This window comes from Streptomyces sp. PA03-5A (genome assembly GCF_033792725.1).
Classification (GTDB): Bacteria; Actinomycetota; Actinomycetes; order Streptomycetales; family Streptomycetaceae; genus Actinacidiphila.
Map to the genome: position 1 here is coordinate 85,865 of NZ_JARAVL010000015.1, position 20,441 is coordinate 106,305.

The window sequence follows — 20,441 nt, forward strand, 5'->3', positions numbered from 1 at the left end:
TGCGCCGCGTTGGCCGGGACCCCGCCGGTGGTAGCAAGCAGGGACAGGCGCGCAGGACGCGGGCGCACGACGGGCTCGACGGGGAGGTGCGAACGGTGTCCCGAGGACGGCGGAGCCGGATCCGCGTGGGGCGCCGGGAGGTGCGCGGGCCCGCCAGGCGGCCCGGCGTCCGGGTGTTCCCCGCGCTGAACACGGCCGCCGCCTACTCCTGGCGGCTGCTCGTCGTGGGGGCGGTCGTCTACGCCGTGTTCGCCACCCTGGGACGGTTCCACGAGATCGCGGTGGCCGTCTTCCTCGGACTGGTCGGCACCGCGATGCTGCGACCGCTGGCCGATCTGCTCGCCCGCGTGATCCCGCGTTCGCTGGCCGTCGCCGTCTCGCTGATCGGCAGCATCCTGGTCGTGTTCGGCATCCTGGCCATGGTCGGCGAGGTGGTCGCCGGCGAGACGGCCGGGCTGCAGCGCGAGTTCGGCGCGGGGCTGGCGCGGATCGAGCGCTGGCTGGAGGCCCCGCCGTTCCGGCTCGACCCCGAGGCGCTCGACGACCTCCAGTCGAAGGTCGGGCAGTGGCTGTCCACCCACCGGTCGACCCTGATCAGCACCGCGCTGAGCGGCGCCGGGCGCCTGGTGGAGGTGCTGACGGTCTTCGCGCTGGCGCTGTTCTGCTCGGTGTTCTTCCTCCACTCGGGGGACCGGCAGTGGTCGTGGTTCTGCGGGCAGTTGCCGCGGACGGTGCGCGGCCGGGTGTCCGTGGCCGGCCGTGCCGCATGGCGCACGTTCACCGGCTACACGCACGGGATCGTGCTGGTGGCGGCGACCAACGCGATCCTGGTGGGGGTCGCGCTGTTCCTGCTGGGGGTGCCGCTCGCGCTGCCGCTGGCGCTGCTGGAGTTCTTCGCCGCCTTCGTGCCGCTGATCGGCTCCCCCATCGCCCTGGCGGTCGCCGCCGTGGTGGCGCTGGCCGCGAACGGGCCCGTCGTGGCGGCGGTCGTCGTCTGCCTGATCGTCGTCATCGGCCAGATCGAGGGCCACGTGCTGCATCCGATCGTGATGAGCTGGGCGGTGCGCCTGCATCCGGTGGTCGTCGCGCTCACCGTCATCGGCGGTGCCATCGCCGCCGGGGTCATCGGCGCGGTCGTGGCGGTCCCGCTCGTCTCCGTCCTCTGGTCGATGTACCAGGCACTGCGCACCACGGAGTAGGACGCGCAAGTTTTTGCGGTGCTTCCGCAACGCCCTGTCGGCTGCACGACACTCCAGCGCAAGCCCATGCCAGGTGAGATGAAAGCCCGGTCGAGGGCATAGACGCCCGGAAACACCTCTGCAACTATCGGCTCGGGCCGCGCAATTACCAAAGCAATCGATGCAATTTCCTCTGCGTGGCAGCCGTACCGCATGTGACATGTCATGGCACCAACAACTCTGACGAGAGGCACAGGGACGACATGCCAAGGAAACGGTTCATCCAACGGCTGCTGGCGGGGGTGATCGCAGCGGGCCTGGTGCTGCTCGGCCAGTCGGCGCTGCCCGCCGCGGCCGCCGGCGGCCCCAACCTCGCCGCGGGGGCGCCGGCCGCCGCGAGCAGTTCCCACGCCGAGTACGGGGTCGCCAACATCACCGACGGCAACCAGAACACCTACTGGCAGAGCGCAGGCAGCTCCTTCCCGCAGTGGGTCCAGGTCGACCTGGGCAGCAGCACCAGCATCGACCAGGTCGTCGTCAAACTGCCCGCCTCCTGGGAGGCCAGGACCGAGACCTTCGCCGTCCAGGGCAGCCCCGACGGCTCCACCTTCTCCACGCTGTCCGGCTCGGCCGGGCGGAACTTCGGCCCCGGTTCGGGTAACACGGTGACCATCGACTTCTCGGCCACCACCACCCGGTTCGTACGGCTGAACATCACCGCCAACACCGGCTGGCCCGCCGCCCAGGTCTCCGAGCTCGAGGTGCACGGCTCCGCCGTCTCCACCGACAACCTCGCCCAGGGCCGCACCCTGACCGCGAGCAGCGGCAACGCACCCTACGTCGCCGCCAACGCCAACGACGGCAACCAGACCACCTACTGGGAGAGCGCCAACAACGCCTTCCCGCAGTGGATCCAGGCCGACCTCGGGTCCTCCGTCGCGGTCACCAAGGTGGTGCTGAAGCTGCCGCCCTCGTGGGAGGCACGGACGCAGACGCTGTCCCTGCGCGGCAGCACCAACGGCTCGTCCTTCAGCGACCTGGTGGCGTCCCGCGACTACACCTTCAACCCGGGCGACAACAACACCGTCACGATCAGCCTGAGCAGCACGACCACCCGCTACCTGCGCGTCAACGTCACGGGCAACACCGGCTGGACCGCCGCGCAGCTGTCGGAGCTGGAGGTCTACGGCCCCGCAACCGGTGACACCACCGCGCCGAACGCGCCCCCCGGTCTGGCCTACACCGAGCCCGGCTCCGGCCAGATCCGACTGACCTGGAACGCCGCCGGCGACAACGTCGGCGTCACCGGCTACGACGTCTACGCCAACGGCGAGCTGCGCACCAGCGTCTCCGGCAGCACGCTCACCTTCACCGACAACCAGCCCGACAGCGCCACCGTCAGCTACTTCGTGCGCGCCAAGGACGCGGCCGGCAACGTCTCCGGCAACAGCAACACCGTCACCCGGACGGGCTCCGGCGGCGACACGCAGGCGCCCAGCCAGCCCGGCAACCTCACCCTCACCCAGCCCGGTTCCGGCCAGATCAAGCTGACGTGGACCGCCTCCAGCGACAACGTCGGCGTCACCGGCTACGAGGTCTACGCCAACGAGGTCCTGCGCACCACGGTGTCGGGCACCACGCTCACGTACACCGACAGCCAGCCCGACACCGCGACCGTCTCCTACTACGTGAAGGCCAAGGACGCGGCGGGCAACCGCAGCGTCGCCAGCGCCACGGTCACCCGCAACGGCTCGGGCGGCACCGGCTCCAACATGGCCGTGGGCAAGCCGATCACGGCGTCGTCCAGCACCCAGAACTTCGTCGCGGCCAACGCCAACGACAACAGCGTCACCACCTACTGGGAGGGCGCCGGCGGCAGCTACCCGAACACGCTGACCGTCTCCCTCGGGGCGAACGCCGACGTCACCTCGCTGGTGCTCAAGCTCAACCCCGACAGCGCCTGGGGCACCCGCACCCAGACCGTCCAGGTGCTCGGCCGGGAGCAGGGCGCGAGCGGCTTCACCAGCCTCAAGGCGGCCGCCGACTACACCTTCAACCCGTCCTCCGGGAACACGGTGACCATCCCGGTCAGCGCCCGGGTCGCCGACGTACGGCTGCAGTTCACCGCCAACAGCGGTGCGGCCGCGGGCCAGGTGGCGGAGTTCCAGGTGATCGGCACCCCGGCGCCGAACCCGGACCTGACCGTCACCGGCATGTCCGTCTCCCCCGGCGCACCGGTCGAGACGGACTCGGTGAGCCTGTCGGCGACCGTGCGCAACATCGGCGAGCTCGCCTCGGGCGCCACGAACGTCACCTTCTACCTGGGCACCACCAAGGTCGGCACCGCCGCGGTCGGCGCGCTGGCCGCGGGCGCCTCGACCACGGTGACGGCGAACATCGGGGTACGGGACGCGGGCAGCTACCCGCTGAGCGCCAAAGTCGACGAGTCCGGGGACGTCATCGAGCAGAACGACACCAACAACACCTACAACAGCCCGACCCCGCTGGTCGTCAGGCCGGTCGACAGCTCCGACCTGATCGCCTCCCCCACCGGCTGGTCCCCCGGCAACCCGGCCAAGGGCAACACCGTCACCTTCTCGGTGGCGATCAAGAACCAGGGCACGGTCGCCTCGGCCGGCGGCTCCCACGGCATCACCCTCACGGTCACCGACACCACCTCCGGCTCCGTCGTCAAGACGCTGACCGGCTCCTACAGCGGCGCCATCGCGGCGGGCGCCACCACGAGCCCCGTCTCGCTGGGCACCTGGACCGCCGCCAACGGCAAGTACACCGTCAAGACCGTCATCGCGCCCGACGCGAACGAACTGGCGGTCAAGCAGCAGAACAACACCAGCACCCAGTCGCTCTTCGTCGGTCGCGGCGCCAACATGCCGTACGACATGTACGAGGCGGAGGACGGGGTCCTCGGCGGGAGCGCCGCCGTGGTCGGCCCCAACCGCACCGTCGGCGACCTGGCCGGTGAGGCGTCCGGCCGCAAGGCCGTCACGCTGAACAGCACCGGCAGCTCGGTGGAGTTCACCACCAGGGCCAGCACCAACACCCTGGTCGTCCGCTACTCCATCCCCGACGCCGCGGGCGGCGGTGGGATCAACTCCACCCTGAACGTCTACGTCAACGGCAGCTTCCTCAAGGCCATCGACCTCACCTCCAAGTACGCGTGGCTGTACGGCAGCGAGACCGCCCCCGGCAACAACCCCGGTGACGGCAATCCCCGCCACATCTACGACGAGGCCAACCTGATGCTCGGCACGACCGTGCAGGCCGGGGCGAAGATCAAACTGCAGAAGGACGCCGCCAACGGCAGCCAGTACGCGATCGACTTCGTCAACACCGAGCAGGTCGCGCCGATCGCCAACCCCGACCCCGCGGCCTACACCGCGCCGACCGGGTTCACCCACCAGGACGTGCAGAACGCCCTGGACAATGCCCGGATGGACACCACGGGCACCCTGAAGGGCGTCTACCTGCCGCCGGGCGACTACGAGACGGGCAGCAAGTTCCAGGTCTACGGCAAGACCGTCAAGATCATCGGCGCGGGCCCCTGGTACACCCGCTTCCACACGCCGACGAGCCAGTCCAACACCGACGCGGGCTTCCGCGCCGACTCCACCGCCAACGGCTCGTCCTTCTCGGGCTTCTCCTTCTTCGGCAACTACACCTCGCGCATCGACGGTCCCGGCAAGGTCTTCGACTTCGCGGGCGTCGCCAACATGACCATCGACAACGTCTGGAACGAGCACACGGTCTGCCTCTACTGGGGCGCCAACACCGACAACATCACCATCACGAACTCCCGGATCCGCGACACCTTCGCCGACGGCGTCAACATGACCAACGGCAGCACGGACAACCACCTCGACAACATCGAGGCCCGTGCCACGGGTGACGACAGCTTCGCCCTCTTCTCGGCGATCGACGCCGGCGGGGCGGACGAGAAGAACAACCTCTACGAGAACCTGACGTCCCTGCTGACCTGGCGCGCCGCGGGCATCGCCGTCTACGGCGGCTACGCCAACACCTTCCGCAACATCCTCGTCGCGGACACGCTGGTCTACTCGGGCGTCACGATCAGCTCCCTGGACTTCGGCTACCCGATGAACGGCTTCGGGACCGACCCGACCAACCTCCAGAACATCTCCATCGTCCGCTGCGGCGGGCACTTCTGGGGCAGCCAGACCTTCCCGGGCATCTGGCTCTTCTCCGCCTCGAAGGTCTTCCAGGGCATCCGCGTCAGCGACGTGGACATCGTGGACCCGACCTACAGCGGGATCATGTTCCAGACGAACTACGTGGGCGGTCAGCCGCAGAACCCGATCAAGGACACGGTCCTCACCAACGTGTCCATCACCGGCGCCCACCGCAGTGGTGACGCCTACGACGCCAAGTCGGGCTTCGGCCTGTGGGCCAACGAGATGCCGGAGGCGGGACAGGGTCCCGCGGTCGGCTCCGTCACCTTCAACAACCTCACGATGAGCGACAACTACCAGAACATCAAGAACACGACGTCCACGTTCACCATCAACACCAACCCGTAGCGGAGGGACGCGCGAGCGCCGTGGTCCCGGCCGGTTCTTCTCCGGCCGGGACCACGGCGCTCCGTCCTCGCCGCCGCCCTCGCGCAACACGGCGGCGTGCCGCGGCGGGATTCCGCCGCGGCACGCCGTGAAGGGGTGACGGGGTGGGCCGTGCCGGCCACGGGGCTGCGGCGGCACGGCCCGGCTCGGGTGCCGGTCAGCGGCGGCCGCTCCAGGACTTGACGTCCACGACCTGGCGGTGGTCGTTGCGCAGGGTGGCGACGTCGCGGCGGTCCCAGACGGAGTTGCGGCGGTCCTGGAAGACGTCGCGCCGGCCGTCGCGGCCGAAGCCGGTGTGGACGCGCACCTTCGAGTGCCCGGCGAGCCACACGTTGTTGAAGCGGTAGCGGTTGCCGTCCCGGTCCGACAGGCTCCAGCCGCGCAGGTTGACCGAGCCGCGGCCCGTGTTCACCACTTCGATCCATTCGTCACCGCCGCGCCCGCCGCGGCCGCCGCGGCCGTGGCCGTGGCCGTCGCGGGTGTTGACGTCACCGATCACCACGGAGTGGCGGCCGTGGTCGCGGCTCTGCGCAGCGGTGGCCGGCAGGGCGGCGGCGGCCACGACCGCTCCGGAGGCGAGGACGGTGGCGATGACGCGACGGGTGATACGAGCAGACATGATGCCCCCTCAACAAAGGTGCGGTCCTGGTCCTTTCGGGCCGTTCCCGCGGTGCGGATGCTTCGGCGGTTGCCGATGACCCAACTCTGACCCAGCGGCGACGCGCACAACCGGAACAATCGCTTCGCGTTACATAATGCGGACATATCCGTAACTGTTAGCTGTAAGCGACATCTGTCAATCTCGACTGAAATATCGACTACCTGCGCGATGCATCCACCCGGCGGGCACCGCCGCCCGGGCTTTTCCGTGTCACCCACACGAGTGCCCTGATCGTCGGGCGGCCCCCGGCGGCCGGAGGGAGGCCCCCGTAACGGAGAATCGCGCCATGACGACACGCGACACGGACCACGGGGGCGGCCCGGGACACGACCACGGCTACCTGCTGGACAACCGCCGGGCCGAGGCGGGGACACGTTTCGACGCCCTCGCCGAGCTCTTCGACCCCGTGACGTTCCGGCACGTCGACGCGCTCGGCATCGGGGTGGGGATGCGCTGCTGGGAGGTGGGTGCCGGCGGCGCCTCGGTGCCCCTCGGACTGGCCGCACGGGTCGGCCCCGGCGGTGCCGTGGTCGCCACCGACATCGACGTGTCGTGGACCCGGGACGCCGCGGGCGGTGCGGTCGAGGTGCTGCGGCACGACGTCGCCGCCGACCCCGCACCGCCGGGCGGGTTCGACCTCGTCCACGCCCGGCTGGTGCTGGTGCACGTCACCGACCGGGCGGAGGCGCTGCGGCGCATGATCGGCGCCCTCCGCCCGGGCGGCCTGCTGCTGCTGGAGGACGCCGATCCCGGGCTGCAGCCGCTGCTCTGCCCGGACGAGTCCGGACCCGAGCAGCGGCTCGCCAACCGGCTGCGCTCCGGCTTCCGCACGCTGATGGCCGGGCGCGGCGCGGACCTGGCCTACGGGCGGACGCTGCCGCGGCTGCTGCGGGAGGCAGGTCTCGAGGAGGTCGGGGCCGACGCGTACTTCCCGATCACGTCACCGGCGTGCGCGGTCCTGGAGGCGGCAACGGTGCGGCACATCAGGGACGGGCTCGTGGCGGCCGGGCTGGCCACCGACGAGGAGGTCGACCGCCATCTGGCGAACGTCGCCACCGGCACGCTCGACCTGGCCACGGCGCCCATGGTCTCCGCCTGGGGTCGCCGGCCGCTCAGCGCGGCGGGCTCCAGTCCGGATCGCGGCCGGTGAGTCCGACCAGCCGGTCCAGCGCCGGCGCGGAGTCCGGGACGGGAACCGGCCGGCCGAAGGGCCCCGAGCGGTCGCCGGAGGCCGTCCGGAAGCCGGTGAGCAGGGCGATCGCGGCCTCGACGGCGGACTCGTCGGGGCGGTGGTCGAGCCCCGTCGCGCGGGCCAGGTCCCAGCCGTGGACCAGCAGCTCGTTCAGGGCGAAACGGCCCGCGGCGTCCGCGGGCAGGGTGATTCCGCCGGCCCTCGTCTCGCCCTCCCAGGCCCCGGGGTGCCGCCAGGCCGCGGACACCTCCGTCAGCAGGACGGGCAGCACGTCGCGCCAGGCGGGCGGGAGCTCGGGGACCACCGCGCCGGGATCGCCGTCCGTGGTGGGGCCGAAGTCCTTGCGGGCGGCGTCGCGGAAGCCCGCACAGAGCCCGGCGATGTGCCCGATGAGGTGGGCCACCGTGTAGTCGGGACACGGCGTGGGCGCGTCGAGCTGCTCGTCGTCGATCCGCTCCAGGAGTGCGCTCACGTCCCGGGCGGCCGGACGGAGGTCGGGATGGTGCGTCATGGGGTTCCCCCGGGTGTCGGTTGTCGTCACCGGTGAGGACCGGTGCGGTGCCGGAAACTCATCGCGGGACGCGGGGACAGCCTTCCTCCGGTCGCGTCCCGGCAGGTCACGGCGGTGAGGCACGCACCGCGTGCCTCAGATCTTGACGGCGGGCAGTATTGGTCTGTGGGAATCCTTGGGTGTGCCAGGGCCGGGTGGGCGTGACGGGTGGACATGCGCGGCACGCTGTTCGCCGACGCCCCTGACGGTTTCCCCCGGTCCAGAGGCGCCGCCTTCGCCGTCGTCGACGCACGGGGCACCGTGACGAACTGGACCCCCGGCGCGGAGCGGCTGCTCGGCTGGACGACCGCCGAGGCCTGCGGGCCGGTGTCCCGGCTGCTGTGGTCACGCCCCGACGGCGCCCGCGTCGCGGGCATCATGAACGCGGAGCACTCGGTCTTCCTCGGCCCCCTGCTGCTGCGGCACCGGGAGGGCGAGCCGGTCGCGGTGGTGCTGTGGGGACATCCCCTCGCGCCGGACCGCTGGCTGCTGCAGGCGGAGGACGCCGAGGCGGTGCGGCAGGACGACCTGCTCGGCGCGCTGCTGCGCGGCCTGTTCACCGAGTCACCGTTCATCATCGACGTCTTCGACACGGACCTGCGCTTCCTGGCCCGCAACGACTCCCAGATCCGCGCGACGGGCTTCCCCGAGGACTTCGTCGGGTGCACCATGCGCGAGGTGGCGCCGTCCGGGCTGCTGGACCCGGACGCCTTCGAGGCGCGCCAGCGGCTGGTGCTCAGCTCGGGCCGGGCGATGATCGGCAGCGAGGTGCGCGGCCGCGACCCCCGCGACCCGGACCGGGACACGGTCTGGTCGGAGACGATCCTGCCCCTGCGCGGCGCCGACGGTGACGTGGTGGCCCTGGCGCACATGGTCTTCGACCTCACCACGGAGGCCCGGGCGCGGGAACGGCTCGACCTGGTCAACGAGGCCAGCGCGCGGATCGGCAGCACCCTGGACGTGCTGCACACGGCGCAGGAGCTGACGGACGTGGCCGTGCCGCGGTTCGCCGACTTCTCCTACGTCAACCTGGTGGACTCGGTGATCGGTGGTGAGGAGCCGCTGCCCGGGCCGGTCGCCGACACGGTGCCCCTGCGCCGCGCCGCGGCGACGATGGTCCCCGGCGGCCCGGCGCGGACCGTGGTGGCGCCGGGCGACGTGGACGGCTTTGCGTCCCTGCCCGGCACCCCGGCCGCACGGGCCCTGGCCACCGGCAAGCCCGTCCTGCTCACGGGCGAGGAACTGCTGGTCGAGCTGGAGGCCGCCGATCCCGCCCGGGCGGAGCTGATCCAGGGTTTCGCCGTCCGGTCCTGGCTCCTGGTGCCGATGTTCGCGCGCGGGGCGGCGCTGGGCGTGGTGCTCTTCATCCGGTTCACCCGGGCACACTCGTTCGAGGCGGACGACGTCATGCTCGCGCAGGAGTTCGTCGCACGCGCCGCGGTGTGCATCGACAACGCGAGCCGCTACACCCGCGAACGGGCCACGGCGCTGGCGCTGCAGCGGAACCTCCTGCCGCAGCGGCTGCCGGCGCTGGCGACCGTGGAAGCCGCCGCGCGCCACGTGGCACGGGGCGGCCACGCCGGGCCCGGCGGCATCTGGTTCGACGTCATCCCGCTCTCCGGCGCGCGTACCGCCCTGGTGATCGGCGAGGCGGGCGGGCACGGGCTGCACTCGGCGGTGTCCATGGGCCGGCTGCGGACGGCCGTGCGGACGCTGGCGGACCTGGACATGGCCCCGGAGGAGCTGCTCACGCACCTGAGCGACCAGGTCAAGCGGTTCCACGAGGAACAGGGCGGGCCCACCCCCGGGATCTCCGCCCCGACGTGCCTCTACACGATCTTCGACCCGATCACCATGCGCTCCGCCGTCGCGAGCGCCGGGCACGCGATGCCGGCACGGGTGAGCCCCGACGGCGAGGTTTCGGTGGCCGGGGCCCCGGCGACGCCCGCACTGGGCACCGGCGGCGTGCCCTTCGAATGCTCGGAGGTGGCCCATGCCGACGGTGACCTCCTGGCCCTCTACACCGAGGGGCTGCTCGCCCCGGCGTCCGGGGACGCGGCGGTGCTCCGGCTCGGCGAGGCGCTGGCCGGGGCCGGTCCCGGGTGCGGGCCCGGCGAGATCGCCGACGAGGCACTGCGCCGGCTCGTGCCGGGCGGGCATCCCGGGGAGGACGTGGCACTCCTGGTGGCACGGCTGCACCGTCTGCCGCCGGACCGCCACGCCACCTGGGACCTGGCGGGCGCGCCGGAGTCGGTCGGGCGGGCGCGCGGGCTGGTGACCGGGAAACTGGCCGAGTGGGACCTCGCGGAACTGGAGTTCACCACCGAGCTGCTGGTCAGCGAGCTCGTCACGAACGCGATCCGCTACGGCGCACCGCCGGTGCGACTGCGGCTGATCCGCGACCGCCGGCTGATCTGCGAGGTCGGCGACGGCAGCAGCACCTCCCCGCACGTCCGGCGCGCCCTGGAGACGGACGAGGGCGGACGCGGGCTCTACCTGGTCTCGCAGCTCGCTTCCATGTGGGGCACGCGTTACCACGCCCGCGGCAAGACCATCTGGGCCGAGCAGCCGCTACCCGCACCGGACGGGGCCGACGGCGGCTGACCGGACCCGGGCCCGGCAGGGCCCGACCCGGCGAACTTCCCGATTCTGCAACATCGGGACGGTTCGCCGTCGATGGCGTTGACACCGTCGCGGCCGAACTCCCACCCTGGTGAATACGTGAGCGACATTTCTACTGAAAAGGGGCTAATCATGGCGATAGGCAGGGAGAAAGGCAGCCGAATCCGGCACCTCGTAGGAGCGTCGTGCGCCGCAGCGCTGCTCGCCGGAACGGTGGGCGTGGCGAGCGCCCAGGCGGCGCCTCAAACGACGAGAGCCACGACGGAGACCTCACGCCTGGCGCCCAGCGAGGACTGCACGAGCTACCACAACGACGGCGACGGCAACCCCGTCTGGGAGCCGCCGGGCTGCACCCCGCCTTGAGTTGAGCCGGCCCACCCGCACGTTCGCTAGAACGTGATCACCGACACCGAACCGGAGGTCGCGTCGGCCACGTAGACGCGGCGCTCGTCCGGCGACACCGCCACCCCCTCAGGGCTGGAGCCCACCGCGATCGCGCCGCCCACCGTGCGGTTCTCGGCGGTGTCGATCACCGACACCGAACCGGAACCCCCGTCGGCCACGTAGACGTGCCGCCCGTCCAGGGACATCGCCATCCCCGCGGGGCTGGAGCCGACGGGGATGGGATCGCCGACCGTACGGTTCTCCGCGGCGTCGATCACCGACACCGAACCCGATCCCCCGTTGGCCACGTACACCCGGCTCCCGTCCGGCGACACCGCCACCCCCTCAGGGCGTCGGCCGACGAGGACGGGATCACCCACCGTACGGTTCTCCGCGGTGTCGATCACCGACACCGAGGCCGAGCTCCTGTTGCGGCCGAAGCTGGTCACGTAGACCTTGCGCCCGTCGGGGGACACCGCCACCCCCCGCGGGAAGCGGCTGACGGGGATGGGGTCGCCGACCGTGCGGTTCTCCGCGGTGTCGATCACCGACACCGAACCGGACGTCCCGTTGGCCACGTAGACCCGGCTCCCGTCCGGCGACACCGCCAGCCCCTCCGGGCTGGAGCCCACGGAGATCGCATCGCCCACCGTGCGGTTGCTCGACGTGTCGATGACCGAGACCGAGCCCGCGTAGTTGTTGGTCACGTAGACCTTGCGCCCGTCCGGTGAGACCGCCACCCCCTTCGGGAAGCGGCCCACGGGGATGGGATCGCCCACGGTGCGGTTCAGCTCGGTGTCGATCATCGACACCGACCCCGAGCTGTAGTTGGCCACGTAGCCCCGGCCCCCGTCCGGGGACATCGCCACTCCGTGCGGGGAGTCGCCGACCTTGATCGACTGCACGGATGCCGGCGTGGCGTGCTCAGGGCCCGGGGAAGGGGATTGCGCCAGGTAGATGCCGCCGCCCACCAAGGCCAGCGCCACCAGCACCACCGCGGCGACGAGCCCGGCCCGCCGGCGCCGTGGCCGGGGCGGACCGGACCGCGGTGGGCCCTCGCCGCCCTTCGGCGGCAGCGGCCCCGGGGGCGGGCCGGACCGTTCGTGTTCCTCCTGCCCGGCCGGCGGCGGGAGTTCGGCCGACGGCGGGAGTTCGGTCGTCGGGGCGGCCGACGACTGGGGGCGCGGCGGCTCCGGTGCGGGGGACCGCTCGGGCGGTGGGTTCTCGGCGGGGGCCGCCGGCTCCCCCGCAGGGGCCGGGTGGAGGTGGTACGGCTGGGCGGCGACGGCGGAGAGCCGCCGGGCGGCCTCCTCCGCGCCCATCCGGTCCGCGGGGTCCTTGGCGAGCAGTCCCACGAGGACGGGTGTCAGCCGGGTCTCCCGGCGTGGCGGGGCGGGCGGCTCGAAGAGCAGGGCGCTCAGGGTGGTGAGGGCGGTCTCGCGGTCGAAGGGCCCGGTGCCCTCCAGCGCGTAGTACAGGGTGGCGCCGAGCGAGAACAGGTCGCCCGCCGCGGTGGGCGGCCGGTTGTTGGCCCGCTCCGGCGCCATGAAGCGCGGGGTGCCGAGGATCTCCAGGGTCGCGGTGAGGCGGGTCTCGCCCGAGCTGGGCTCCAGGGCGATGCCGTAGTCGGTGAGCATCACCCGGCCGCCGCCCTCGGTGGGGTAGGAGGGCCGCGAGCCGGGATGGGTCAGCAGGATGTTGGCCGGTTTGACGTCGCGGTGCAGGATGCCCAGCCGGTGGCCCTCCAGGAGGGCGTCGAGCACGGCCAGCCCGATCCGGGCGACCTCCGCGGGCGGCAGCGGCCCGCGCTCGCGCACCACCGCCTCCAGGTCCATGGCGCCGGGGACGAACTCCATGACGATCCACGGGAGGCCGTCCTCCTCCACGATGTCGTGGACGGTGACGACGTGGGGGTGGTTCCGCAGCCGGGCGGCGTGCCGGGCCTCGCCGCGGGCCCGGGCGATGCGGGAGCTCACCTCGCGTTCGGGGACTCCGGGCGGCAGGACGATCTCCTTGACGGCGACCTCGCAGGCCAGCTCCTGGTCGTAGGCGAGCCACACCCGTCCCATGCCGCCGACGCCGAGCCGGCGCAGAAGCCGGTAGCGACCGGTGACCACGCGCCCGACGTCCTCGTGCGCTCCTGTCATGGCACTTCCTCGGCGAGCGGTGAAAGGCCCCTCCTCCACGTATCGCATATCGCCTGAAGTGCAGCAAATCGCCGAAAAAGTGCGCCACTCGTGCGCCTTCCCGCGACCGGAGGCTCAGCCGGCCTGGGCCCTGTCGGCGCCGCCGGACACGACGGGGACGGGCAGCTCGGTGACGGACGCGGCGCTGGAGGTGCTGCGCAGCAGGAGCAGCGCCGCGTCGTCGTGCAGCCTGCCCCCGACGTGGTCCAGCAGGTCGTCGTGGAGCGCGGCCAGGGTGCGCGCGGGGTCGTCGGTGAGGTGGCGCGTGACGCGCTCGTCCAGGGGGTAGAAGCGGCGGCCGCGGTCGCGGGCCTCGATGACGCCGTCGGTGTACAGCAGCAGCTGGTCGCCCTCGGAGAAGGGCAGCACCTGGAGCACCGGCTCCTCCCCGGCGAGGGCGCGCAGCCCCAGCGGCGGGACGTGGCCGGAGGACTCGACGGCCAGGACGTCGCCCCCGCGCAGCAGCAGCGGATGGGCGTGACCGCAGTTGACGACCTCCATGCGGCCCGGGCGGGGGTGCCCGACGACGACGGCGGTGACGAAGTCGTCCGGGCCGAGGTTGCGGGCCAGGCTGCGCTCGATGCGGTCGACGACGTCGAGCAGGTCGGGCTCGTCGTAGGCGGCCTCGCGGAACACGCCCAGCACCAGGGCGGCGGTGCTCACCGCCGGCAGCCCCTTGCCGCGGACGTCGCCCACGATCAGCCGCACCCCGTACGGGGTGGGCACCAGGGCGTACAGGTCGCCGCCGATCCGGGCCTCCGCCGCAGCGGCGCTGTAGCGCACGGCCACCTGGAAGGGGCCGACGGTCTCCGGCACGGGCAGCAGCAGCGCGTGCTGTGCCGCCTCGGCGACCGACCGGACGGCCGCGAGCACCCGCTCACGGCGCCCCCGGACCGCGGCTCCCAGCCCGCTCGCCAGGGTGACCGCGGCCAGCGCGGCCACCACGATGGCCAGCTTGTCGCCGTGCGTGCCCTTGTAGGCGCCGAGGACCGCGGCCAGCGCCACCGCGAGCACGCCCGCCCGCAGGACGCGCCACGGTCCCCCTACGGCGGCGGCGAGCGCCGGCCCGACGGCGAGCAGAGGCAGCCAGTCGGGGCCGCTGCCGCTGACGAAGGCGACGAGGGCCACCCCGCAGATGATCGCAAAGGGCGCTCCCGCGGCGACGTGCCAGGTCGGCCGGCCGCCATGCCGCTGGTCCGGGGCTTGACTCATGTTCGTCCGCAATCCCTGCCTGTGCGAGGCGTCACACCGCCGATGTCCGTTTCCACCAGTTAATGGGTGTATGCACCCCGACCACAAGGGCGGGAATTTCAGATAGTGAGCGACAGACCCCGGGTCACCCGGCTCGCCGTGGAGAGCAGCTTGGCGCGCACGTCTTCGAGTGCGGCGACCCGGTCCGCGCGCAGCGACACACCGAGCGAGCCCAGCGTGCTGCCGCTGTAGACGGGCACCGCGACGCAGACCGTCCCCAGGGCGTACTCCTCCAGGTCCGTGACGGCGGGAGGGGCGGGGGCGCTCTCCAGGCACCGCAGCAGCTCCGCGCGGTGGGTGATCGTGCGCGGGGTCAGATCGGCCAGCGGGTGACGGGCGAGGTAGTCGTTGCGGGCCTCCTCGTCCAGCTCGCGCAGCACGCACTTGCCGAGCGCGGTGGCGTGCCCCGCCTCCTCGAAGCCCACCCAGAGGTCGACCCGCGGGGTCCGGGGGCCGTCGACGATGTCCGCCACCCGGATCTCGCCGTCCTCGTAGAAGGTCAGGTAGGCGGCGGCGGACAGGTCGTCACGCAGCGCGGCCAGTGCCGGCCGGATACGGCTGAGCGGCATCTGCGGGCGGCTCGCGGCGTGCAGGGCCTCGAGCTTCTCGCCGAGGGCGAAGCCGCCGTCGGCGAGCTTGCGCACGTAGCCGTCGTGGGTGAGGGTCCGCAGCAGGTGGTAGGCGGTGGCGAGCGGCAGCCCCGTCTCGCGCGCCAGCTGTTTCGCCGGTACGCCGCCCTCGTGTGCGCCCACCGCTTCCAGCAGGCGGAAGGCCCGCTGGACGGACGTGATGAGCGTCGGCCCGCCCTGAGCAGCCATGTTTCCAGCCTGCGCCCGCCGCCCGGCCACGGCAAGCGACGGGTGGCGCACGCCGCCGTACGTCTCGTACCGCTTTGCGCGGATGCCTGCGTCACCGCGTGCGACTGTGCCAGAGTGACGGCACGGCGGTGCTCACCCAGGGGGAACGGTGCCGATGGACCTCATCGTCACGACGCAGGCGCGGGACGCCGAGGACGAGCTGCGCTCGTTCCACACCTGGCTGCTGGACGACTCCTATGTGCGGCGCAACGCCAAGGTCGCCCTCCAGGGGCGCGGGCCCGCGGTAGGCCGCATCGGCGGCGTCGGCGTCGGCGTCGGCGGCACCCTGGAAGGCATCCGGATCGCCCTCGACAGCGGCTTCCGGCTGGCCAACCTCGCCCTGGCCTGGCTCGCCTGGCGCGCGGCCCGCTCCTCGGCCCCCGACATGACCTTCGAGCACGACGGCGTCACGGTCACCCTCTCCGGGCAGGACGTCGAGACGGCGACCCGCGTCCTCGAGGCACTGCGCCCCACCGACCGGTGAGCCCTGCGGCCGGCGCGGCGATGAGCTCCGGCGGCCCGCTCCGTCACAGCCGGGAGGAACGGCTCGACCGCTGAGGGGTGTTCATGCCAAGGCGCGCACGGTGGCGGCCAGGGACCGCCAGGCCAGGTCGGAATCGGGCGTGGCGCGGTGCGGGGAGCGGAAGTCGCCGAGGAAGGAGGCGACGTCCTCCAGTCGCCAGCGCAGCCCGTACAGGGCGAGGGCGTCCGGGTCGGGGCGGCGGCCGGCCGCGTCCTGGTAGCGGTCGAGGTCCTCGGCCCCGGTGACGACCAGCCACAGATCGCGCTCGGGCGGGGCGAGACCGACGGTGTCCCAGTCGACGAGCACGTGCCCCGCGTCCTGCCGCAGCAGGTTGCCGGGGTGCGGCTCGCCATGGGTGACGACGTGTTCCCCTCCCGCGCGTTCGAGCGCGGCGGCACGCCGGTCGAACTCCCCGAGCCGCCGCCGGATCGCCCCGGCGTGCTCGCTCGTCAGGGCCCTCGCCCGCTCGCCGTACGGGCCCCCGTGCCAGGGGTCGCGCAACCCGGCGAGCGCCGCTTCCAGGGCGGCCCGCCCGGGGAGCGCGAGTCGTGGGCGCGGGACGGGGGCCGGGGGCGGTGTCCGGTGGAGCACGGCGAGGGTGTCCAGCAGGGCGCCGCGTCCGCACGCGTCGAGACGGTCGCCGAAGTCGCCGGCGACGCCGTCCACGTAGGGGAAGACGCTGACCCCGTACCGCGCGCCGATCCTGCGTACCGTGCCGCCCCCGGCGGCGGGCAGCGGGGCGACCACGAACTCCCGGCCCGCGCGTTCCCGCAGGGCGAGTGCGGTGTCCATGGCCCGGCTCAGTCCCTCGAAGGCGGACTCGGCGTCCGCCCCGCAGTGCTGCTTGTGCGTCAGGTCGGCGACGGTGACGAACCAGCGCCGGCCGCGGGCGTCGGCCGCCGTCCAGTGGTGGTCGCCGAAGCCGACGGGCTCGTAGGTCCATGACGCGGCGTCGATCCCCCACGCGCGCAGCGCCTCGCCCAGCTCCTCCTCGCCGACTCCCTCGGGCCGTTGCCTCATGAGGCGACCCTACGGAGCGGCTCCCGCCGGGGTCCAGGGCGGGGCGGCGGCAGGGGGAAAGCGCATGCGGAATAGAGTGCTGATCATCCGTCCCCCGGAAGGACCGCGTACATGTATGACGCACTGCTCGCCGAGACGGTGACCGTCACCGGTCACGGCGGCGACCGCATCGAGGCGTACTCCGCCCGCCCCATGGCCCCCGGTCCGTACGGCGGCGTCGTGGTGATCCACCACATGCCCGGCTACGACGACCCCACCAAGGAGATCACCCGGCGATTCGCGGCGGAGGGCTTCGCCGCCGTCTGCCCGAACCTCTACAGCCGTGAGGCGCCCGGCGCGTCGCCGGACGACGCGGCCGCGGCGGCGCGGGCCCGAGGCGGCGTGCCCGACGAGCGGTTCCTGGGGGACGCCGCCGGCGCCGCCGAGTACCTGAGGGGCCTGCCCTCCTCCAACGGCAAGGTCGGCGTGATCGGTTACTGCTCCGGTGGCCGCCAGGCGTTCCTCGCCCTGGCCTCGCTGGACGTGCAGGCCGGCGTCGACTGCTACGGGGCGTTCGTCGCCGGCACGCCGCCCGAGGGCTTCCCGCTCCAGGTCGAGCCGATCGTGCACCTGACGAAGGACCTGCGCGGCCCGCTGCTGGGGCTGTTCGGCGCGGAGGACAGCTACCCCTCCCCCGAGCACGTCGCCGAACTGGAGACCGAGCTCAAGGCGCAGGGCAAGCCGTACGAGTTCCACACCTACGAGAACGCCGGCCACGCCTTCTTCGCCGTGAACCGGCCGAGCTACCGCACCGAGGCGGCGGTCGACGGCTGGTCGAAGGTCCTGGCCTTCTTCAAGAAGCACCTCTGATGTGCACGTACCTCACCGAGAAGATCCGCATCGACGGCAGCGGCAAGGGCGCCCAGGGCTACTTCGGGCTGACCGAGGCCATGGTCTACGTCGACCACCCGCAGCACGCGCCGTACGAGCACACCGTCAACATCGACTTCCTCAACCCGGCCCTGGGGCCCTCGGCCCGGGTCGCCGTCGAGCTCACCGAGGAGGCGGCGCTGGCGCTGGTCGACGCGATCCGCTCCGCGCTGGCGGCGGCCCCGCCGGGGCTGGCCTCCTCCGGGCAGGCCGCACCGACGGCGCGGGCCGTCACCCCGGGACCGTGACCTGGATCAGGGCGTGCGTGCCGCTGGTGCGCCACGCGGTGCCGGCGGCGTCCAGCCGGGCCACGGTCCCGGGGGTGAGCCCCGCGACGGTGTCGGACTTCAGCGTGCGCAGGGTGGCGACCGGCCCCGGGAAGTAGGCGGTGACGTCCCCGAACGGCACCGTCGGGGGCCAGAGCCGGTCGTCCACCAGGCGCCGGTAGTTGAGGTCGCCCTTCATCACCGTCAGCTGCGCGGCCGCGAAGCGTTCCCGCAGGTCGTCCGGCATGTCGCGGTAGCCGAGCGGCGCGCAGGCGAAGGGGTGCGCGGCCAGGGTGAGCCGCCCTTCGCGCAGGGCCGCGAGCAGGCGCCCGCCGATGCGGGCGGCCTCGCCGGGGGCGGCGGTCATCCGGCGCAGGCAGGACAGGACGTCCTGGGTGGTGGCGTCGGAGACGTAGTACGGGCGCGGTTTGACGAGCAGGTGGACCTCGTCGGCGCGTCCGCCCGCGAGAAGGCCGTCGACGAGGGCGAGGTCGGCCAGGACCTCACGGGCGCTGTTGTCGGTGACCACGACGACCGTGCCGCCGTCCAGCAGGGACCACAGCCGCTCCGACTCGTCGGCGACGAGGGTGCCGGACGCCTCGGGGGCGGCGGCATCGGCCACCATGGTGAAGCCGAGGTCCGCCTGGTTGCCCCACACGGCGGCCGCGAGCAGCGCGTGTTCCCGCTCGGCGGGGGCGAGCCCGGGCAGCCCGTCCAGGGCGGCGAGGTCGGCGGCGAAGCCGGGACCGTCCAGCTCGGCGTCCTTGAACGGCGCGAAAAGGTCCACGCCGTGCCACGCCCCCGCGGCGAGGTAACCGGCGGGGTCGAGCAGCCGGCGGTAGAAGTACGACTCCGACCACAGGAACGGCAGTTCGGCCCACGGCCGCCCGAAACGGCCCTCGCCCCACTCCTCCCACGCCGCCAGGTCCGGCGCGTCCCGCGGCAGCGGGGCGACCGTGCCGGACCGCGACTCCTCCAGCAGCGCCGCGAAGTCCCGGCGGCGCTCCGGGCCGTACGGGACGGCGTCGAGGATGCGCCGGACCAGCACCGGGTGCCGCTCCTGGAAGACGCTGCGGGCGAAGGAACCGGGCTCGTCGCAGGTGATCGGCGGCGCCTGCGCAGGCGCGGGGCCGGGGGTGCCGTCCGGGTGTGGGTGTCCACCCATGCGTCGTCGTCCTCCAGCGGTCGGGGGCGGGGCAGCGGTCGCGGGCATTCTCACAGGAAGCGGCGGGGAAGTGGCGGCGCCCGGGCCGTGCGCGGGCGCACGGTACGCGGAGTTCCCCTCGGGCGGGGCTTCGGGCACGCTGTCCGCGGCGGGACGGCCGGGAGCGACGGGGAGGGCTCATGACAGGGGCGCAGCACATGAGGGCCGGGGGCGACGAGGTGCCGGTGACGGCCGTGCTGAGGGAGGTGGGGCCACGCGCGGCGGAGGTCGTCGCCGTGCTGGGCGGACTGACCGGTCTGGGCACGGAGCACTGCCGGGCCCTCATCCGCGGGACCCCTCTCGTCGTGCTGCGGAACGCGCCGAAGGAGGACGCCGAGTCGGCCGTCGCCGCGCTGCGCGCCGCCGGGGCCACCGCCGAGGTCGGGGGACCCGAGCGGGCGCCGGACCTCGACCGGGCCCTCACCTGGGGACGGGAGCGGCCGCTGCCGCCGGAGGTGGCGCGTCTGCTGCGCGAGGTGGGGGCTCCGTCGCGGCTCGCGGCCCATCTGCGGCTGGTGCACGACGCGGCATGTGAACTGGTCGACTGGGTCCGGCAGTACGGCCCCGCCCTGGTCGTCGACCGTGAGGCCGTGCTCTTCGGCGCGGCCACCCACGACATCGGCAAGGCACTGCACGTCGCCGAGTTGTCCGGGCCGGGCAACGCCCACGAGACGGCGGGGCGTGCACTGCTGCGGGCGCAGGGCGTCCCGCCGCGCCTGGCGCGCTTCGCGGCGACCCACGGTTCGTGGACGGACGCGGCCGTCACCATGGAGGACCTGCTGGTGAGCGTGGCCGACAAGGTCTGGAAGGGCAACCGCGTCACGGAGCTCGAGGACCTGGTCCTCGACCGGCTGGCCGCGGCGACCGGCGCCGAACGCTGGGAGGTGTTCCTGGCGCTGGACGGGCTCCTCGGCGACATCGCCGCCGACGCCGACCGCCGGCTGGCCTTCCAGGCGTCGTTCCCCGCGGTCCGGGAGGCGGGGGGTCGCACCGCCCGGGGGCCAGAGCCTGGCGGTGGGTGAGGCCCTCTCCCGGCTCCGGCC

At 73.1% G+C, this 20,441-nt stretch carries 15 protein-coding genes; 8 read left to right on the top strand and 7 right to left on the bottom strand.

Features of this window, described 5'->3' with window-relative positions; translation table 11 throughout:
- The first annotated feature begins 140 nt into the window (after positions 1-140).
- Both PV410_RS20085 and PV410_RS20090 read left to right on the top strand, forming a co-directional pair.
- Entirely contained in the window at positions 141-1,199 is a 1,059-nt protein-coding gene (locus PV410_RS20085) for an AI-2E family transporter (RefSeq protein WP_500326530.1), read from the top strand.
- A 242-nt stretch (positions 1,200-1,441) separates the two neighbouring features.
- Positions 1,442-5,734, top strand: coding sequence for a discoidin domain-containing protein (locus PV410_RS20090; protein WP_500326350.1), 4,293 nt, complete (start codon positions 1,442-1,444; stop codon positions 5,732-5,734).
- Positions 5,735-5,930: 196 nt separating this feature from the next.
- On the opposite strand, the gene PV410_RS20095 is transcribed toward PV410_RS20090, so the two are convergent.
- Positions 5,931-6,392: a lamin tail domain-containing protein gene (locus tag PV410_RS20095; protein ID WP_500326352.1), complete on the bottom strand. Its 462-nt coding sequence runs from the start codon at positions 6,390-6,392 to the stop codon at positions 5,931-5,933.
- A gap of 328 nt (positions 6,393-6,720) precedes the next feature.
- Between PV410_RS20095 and PV410_RS20100 the strand changes: the two genes are divergently transcribed.
- A complete protein-coding gene (locus PV410_RS20100) occupies positions 6,721-7,584 on the top strand; it encodes a class I SAM-dependent methyltransferase (protein WP_500326353.1) in 864 nt (287 codons plus the stop codon).
- Here PV410_RS20100 and PV410_RS20105 read toward each other — a convergent pair.
- Positions 7,547-8,137 (bottom strand): TIGR03086 family metal-binding protein, encoded by a 591-nt coding sequence (locus PV410_RS20105; protein WP_500326354.1) that lies wholly within the window; start codon positions 8,135-8,137, stop codon positions 7,547-7,549. The two genes, PV410_RS20100 and PV410_RS20105, sit on opposite strands and share 38 nt — an antisense overlap.
- Before the next feature lie 213 nt (positions 8,138-8,350).
- Here PV410_RS20105 and PV410_RS20110 point away from each other — a divergent pair, with 213 nt between their 5' ends.
- On the top strand, positions 8,351-10,780 hold the full coding sequence (locus PV410_RS20110) for a SpoIIE family protein phosphatase (protein ID WP_500326356.1): 2,430 nt from the start codon (positions 8,351-8,353) through the stop codon (positions 10,778-10,780).
- Between the two features lie 407 nt (positions 10,781-11,187).
- Here PV410_RS20110 and PV410_RS20115 read toward each other — a convergent pair whose 3' ends face one another.
- The 3 genes from PV410_RS20115 to PV410_RS20125 form a co-directional block, all read right to left on the bottom strand.
- Entirely contained in the window at positions 11,188-13,329 is a 2,142-nt protein-coding gene (locus PV410_RS20115; RefSeq protein WP_500326358.1) for a protein kinase domain-containing protein, read from the bottom strand.
- Between the two features lie 114 nt (positions 13,330-13,443).
- Positions 13,444-14,580, bottom strand: coding sequence for a PP2C family protein-serine/threonine phosphatase (locus PV410_RS20120; protein WP_500326360.1), 1,137 nt, complete (start codon positions 14,578-14,580; stop codon positions 13,444-13,446).
- 98 nt (positions 14,581-14,678) lie between these two features.
- Positions 14,679-15,437 (bottom strand): IclR family transcriptional regulator, encoded by a 759-nt coding sequence (locus PV410_RS20125; RefSeq protein ID WP_500326361.1) that lies wholly within the window; start codon positions 15,435-15,437, stop codon positions 14,679-14,681.
- Between the two features lie 154 nt (positions 15,438-15,591).
- Here PV410_RS20125 and PV410_RS20130 point away from each other — a divergent pair, with 154 nt between their 5' ends.
- Complete coding sequence (locus PV410_RS20130) at positions 15,592-15,960, top strand: effector-associated constant component EACC1 (protein ID WP_500326362.1); 369 nt, start codon at positions 15,592-15,594, stop codon at positions 15,958-15,960.
- A gap of 81 nt (positions 15,961-16,041) precedes the next feature.
- On the opposite strand, the gene PV410_RS20135 is transcribed toward PV410_RS20130, so the two are convergent.
- Entirely contained in the window at positions 16,042-17,019 is a 978-nt protein-coding gene (locus PV410_RS20135) for a phosphotransferase (RefSeq protein ID WP_500326364.1), read from the bottom strand.
- A 111-nt stretch (positions 17,020-17,130) separates the two neighbouring features.
- Between PV410_RS20135 and PV410_RS20140 the strand changes: the two genes are divergently transcribed.
- On the top strand, positions 17,131-17,868 hold the full coding sequence (locus PV410_RS20140) for a dienelactone hydrolase family protein (protein WP_500326366.1): 738 nt from the start codon (positions 17,131-17,133) through the stop codon (positions 17,866-17,868).
- On the top strand, positions 17,868-18,176 hold the full coding sequence (locus tag PV410_RS20145; RefSeq protein ID WP_500326368.1) for a DUF6295 family protein: 309 nt from the start codon (positions 17,868-17,870) through the stop codon (positions 18,174-18,176). The genes PV410_RS20140 and PV410_RS20145 overlap by 1 nt, the downstream gene beginning before the upstream one ends.
- Here the strand turns inward: PV410_RS20145 and PV410_RS20150 are convergent.
- Entirely contained in the window at positions 18,160-19,359 is a 1,200-nt protein-coding gene (locus PV410_RS20150; RefSeq protein ID WP_500326370.1) for a damage-control phosphatase ARMT1 family protein, read from the bottom strand. The two genes, PV410_RS20145 and PV410_RS20150, sit on opposite strands and share 17 nt — an antisense overlap.
- A 179-nt stretch (positions 19,360-19,538) precedes the next feature.
- Between PV410_RS20150 and PV410_RS20155 the strand changes: the two genes are divergently transcribed.
- Complete coding sequence (locus PV410_RS20155) at positions 19,539-20,420, top strand: ribosomal protein L7/L12 (RefSeq protein WP_500326372.1); 882 nt, start codon at positions 19,539-19,541, stop codon at positions 20,418-20,420.
- Positions 20,421-20,441 lie beyond the last annotated feature (21 nt).

Excerpts from the sequence above, each read along its gene's own strand:
- PV410_RS20090 (WP_500326350.1), top strand. The coding sequence starts at position 1,442 with ATGCCAAGGAAACGGTTCATCCAACGGCTGCTGGCGGGGGTGATCGCA.
- PV410_RS20095 (WP_500326352.1), bottom strand. The coding sequence starts at position 6,392 with ATGTCTGCTCGTATCACCCGTCGCGTCATCGCCACCGTCCTCGCCTCC.
- PV410_RS20100 (WP_500326353.1), top strand. The coding sequence starts at position 6,721 with ATGACGACACGCGACACGGACCACGGGGGCGGCCCGGGACACGACCAC.
- PV410_RS20105 (WP_500326354.1), bottom strand. The coding sequence starts at position 8,137 with ATGACGCACCATCCCGACCTCCGTCCGGCCGCCCGGGACGTGAGCGCA.
- PV410_RS20110 (WP_500326356.1), top strand. The coding sequence starts at position 8,351 with ATGCGCGGCACGCTGTTCGCCGACGCCCCTGACGGTTTCCCCCGGTCC.
- PV410_RS20115 (WP_500326358.1), bottom strand. The coding sequence starts at position 13,329 with ATGACAGGAGCGCACGAGGACGTCGGGCGCGTGGTCACCGGTCGCTAC.
- PV410_RS20120 (WP_500326360.1), bottom strand. The coding sequence starts at position 14,580 with ATGAGTCAAGCCCCGGACCAGCGGCATGGCGGCCGGCCGACCTGGCAC.
- PV410_RS20125 (WP_500326361.1), bottom strand. The coding sequence starts at position 15,437 with ATGGCTGCTCAGGGCGGGCCGACGCTCATCACGTCCGTCCAGCGGGCC.
- PV410_RS20130 (WP_500326362.1), top strand. The coding sequence starts at position 15,592 with ATGGACCTCATCGTCACGACGCAGGCGCGGGACGCCGAGGACGAGCTG.
- PV410_RS20135 (WP_500326364.1), bottom strand. The coding sequence starts at position 17,019 with ATGAGGCAACGGCCCGAGGGAGTCGGCGAGGAGGAGCTGGGCGAGGCG.
- PV410_RS20140 (WP_500326366.1), top strand. The coding sequence starts at position 17,131 with ATGTATGACGCACTGCTCGCCGAGACGGTGACCGTCACCGGTCACGGC.
- PV410_RS20145 (WP_500326368.1), top strand. The coding sequence starts at position 17,868 with ATGTGCACGTACCTCACCGAGAAGATCCGCATCGACGGCAGCGGCAAG.
- PV410_RS20150 (WP_500326370.1), bottom strand. The coding sequence starts at position 19,359 with ATGGGTGGACACCCACACCCGGACGGCACCCCCGGCCCCGCGCCTGCG.
- PV410_RS20155 (WP_500326372.1), top strand. The coding sequence starts at position 19,539 with ATGACAGGGGCGCAGCACATGAGGGCCGGGGGCGACGAGGTGCCGGTG.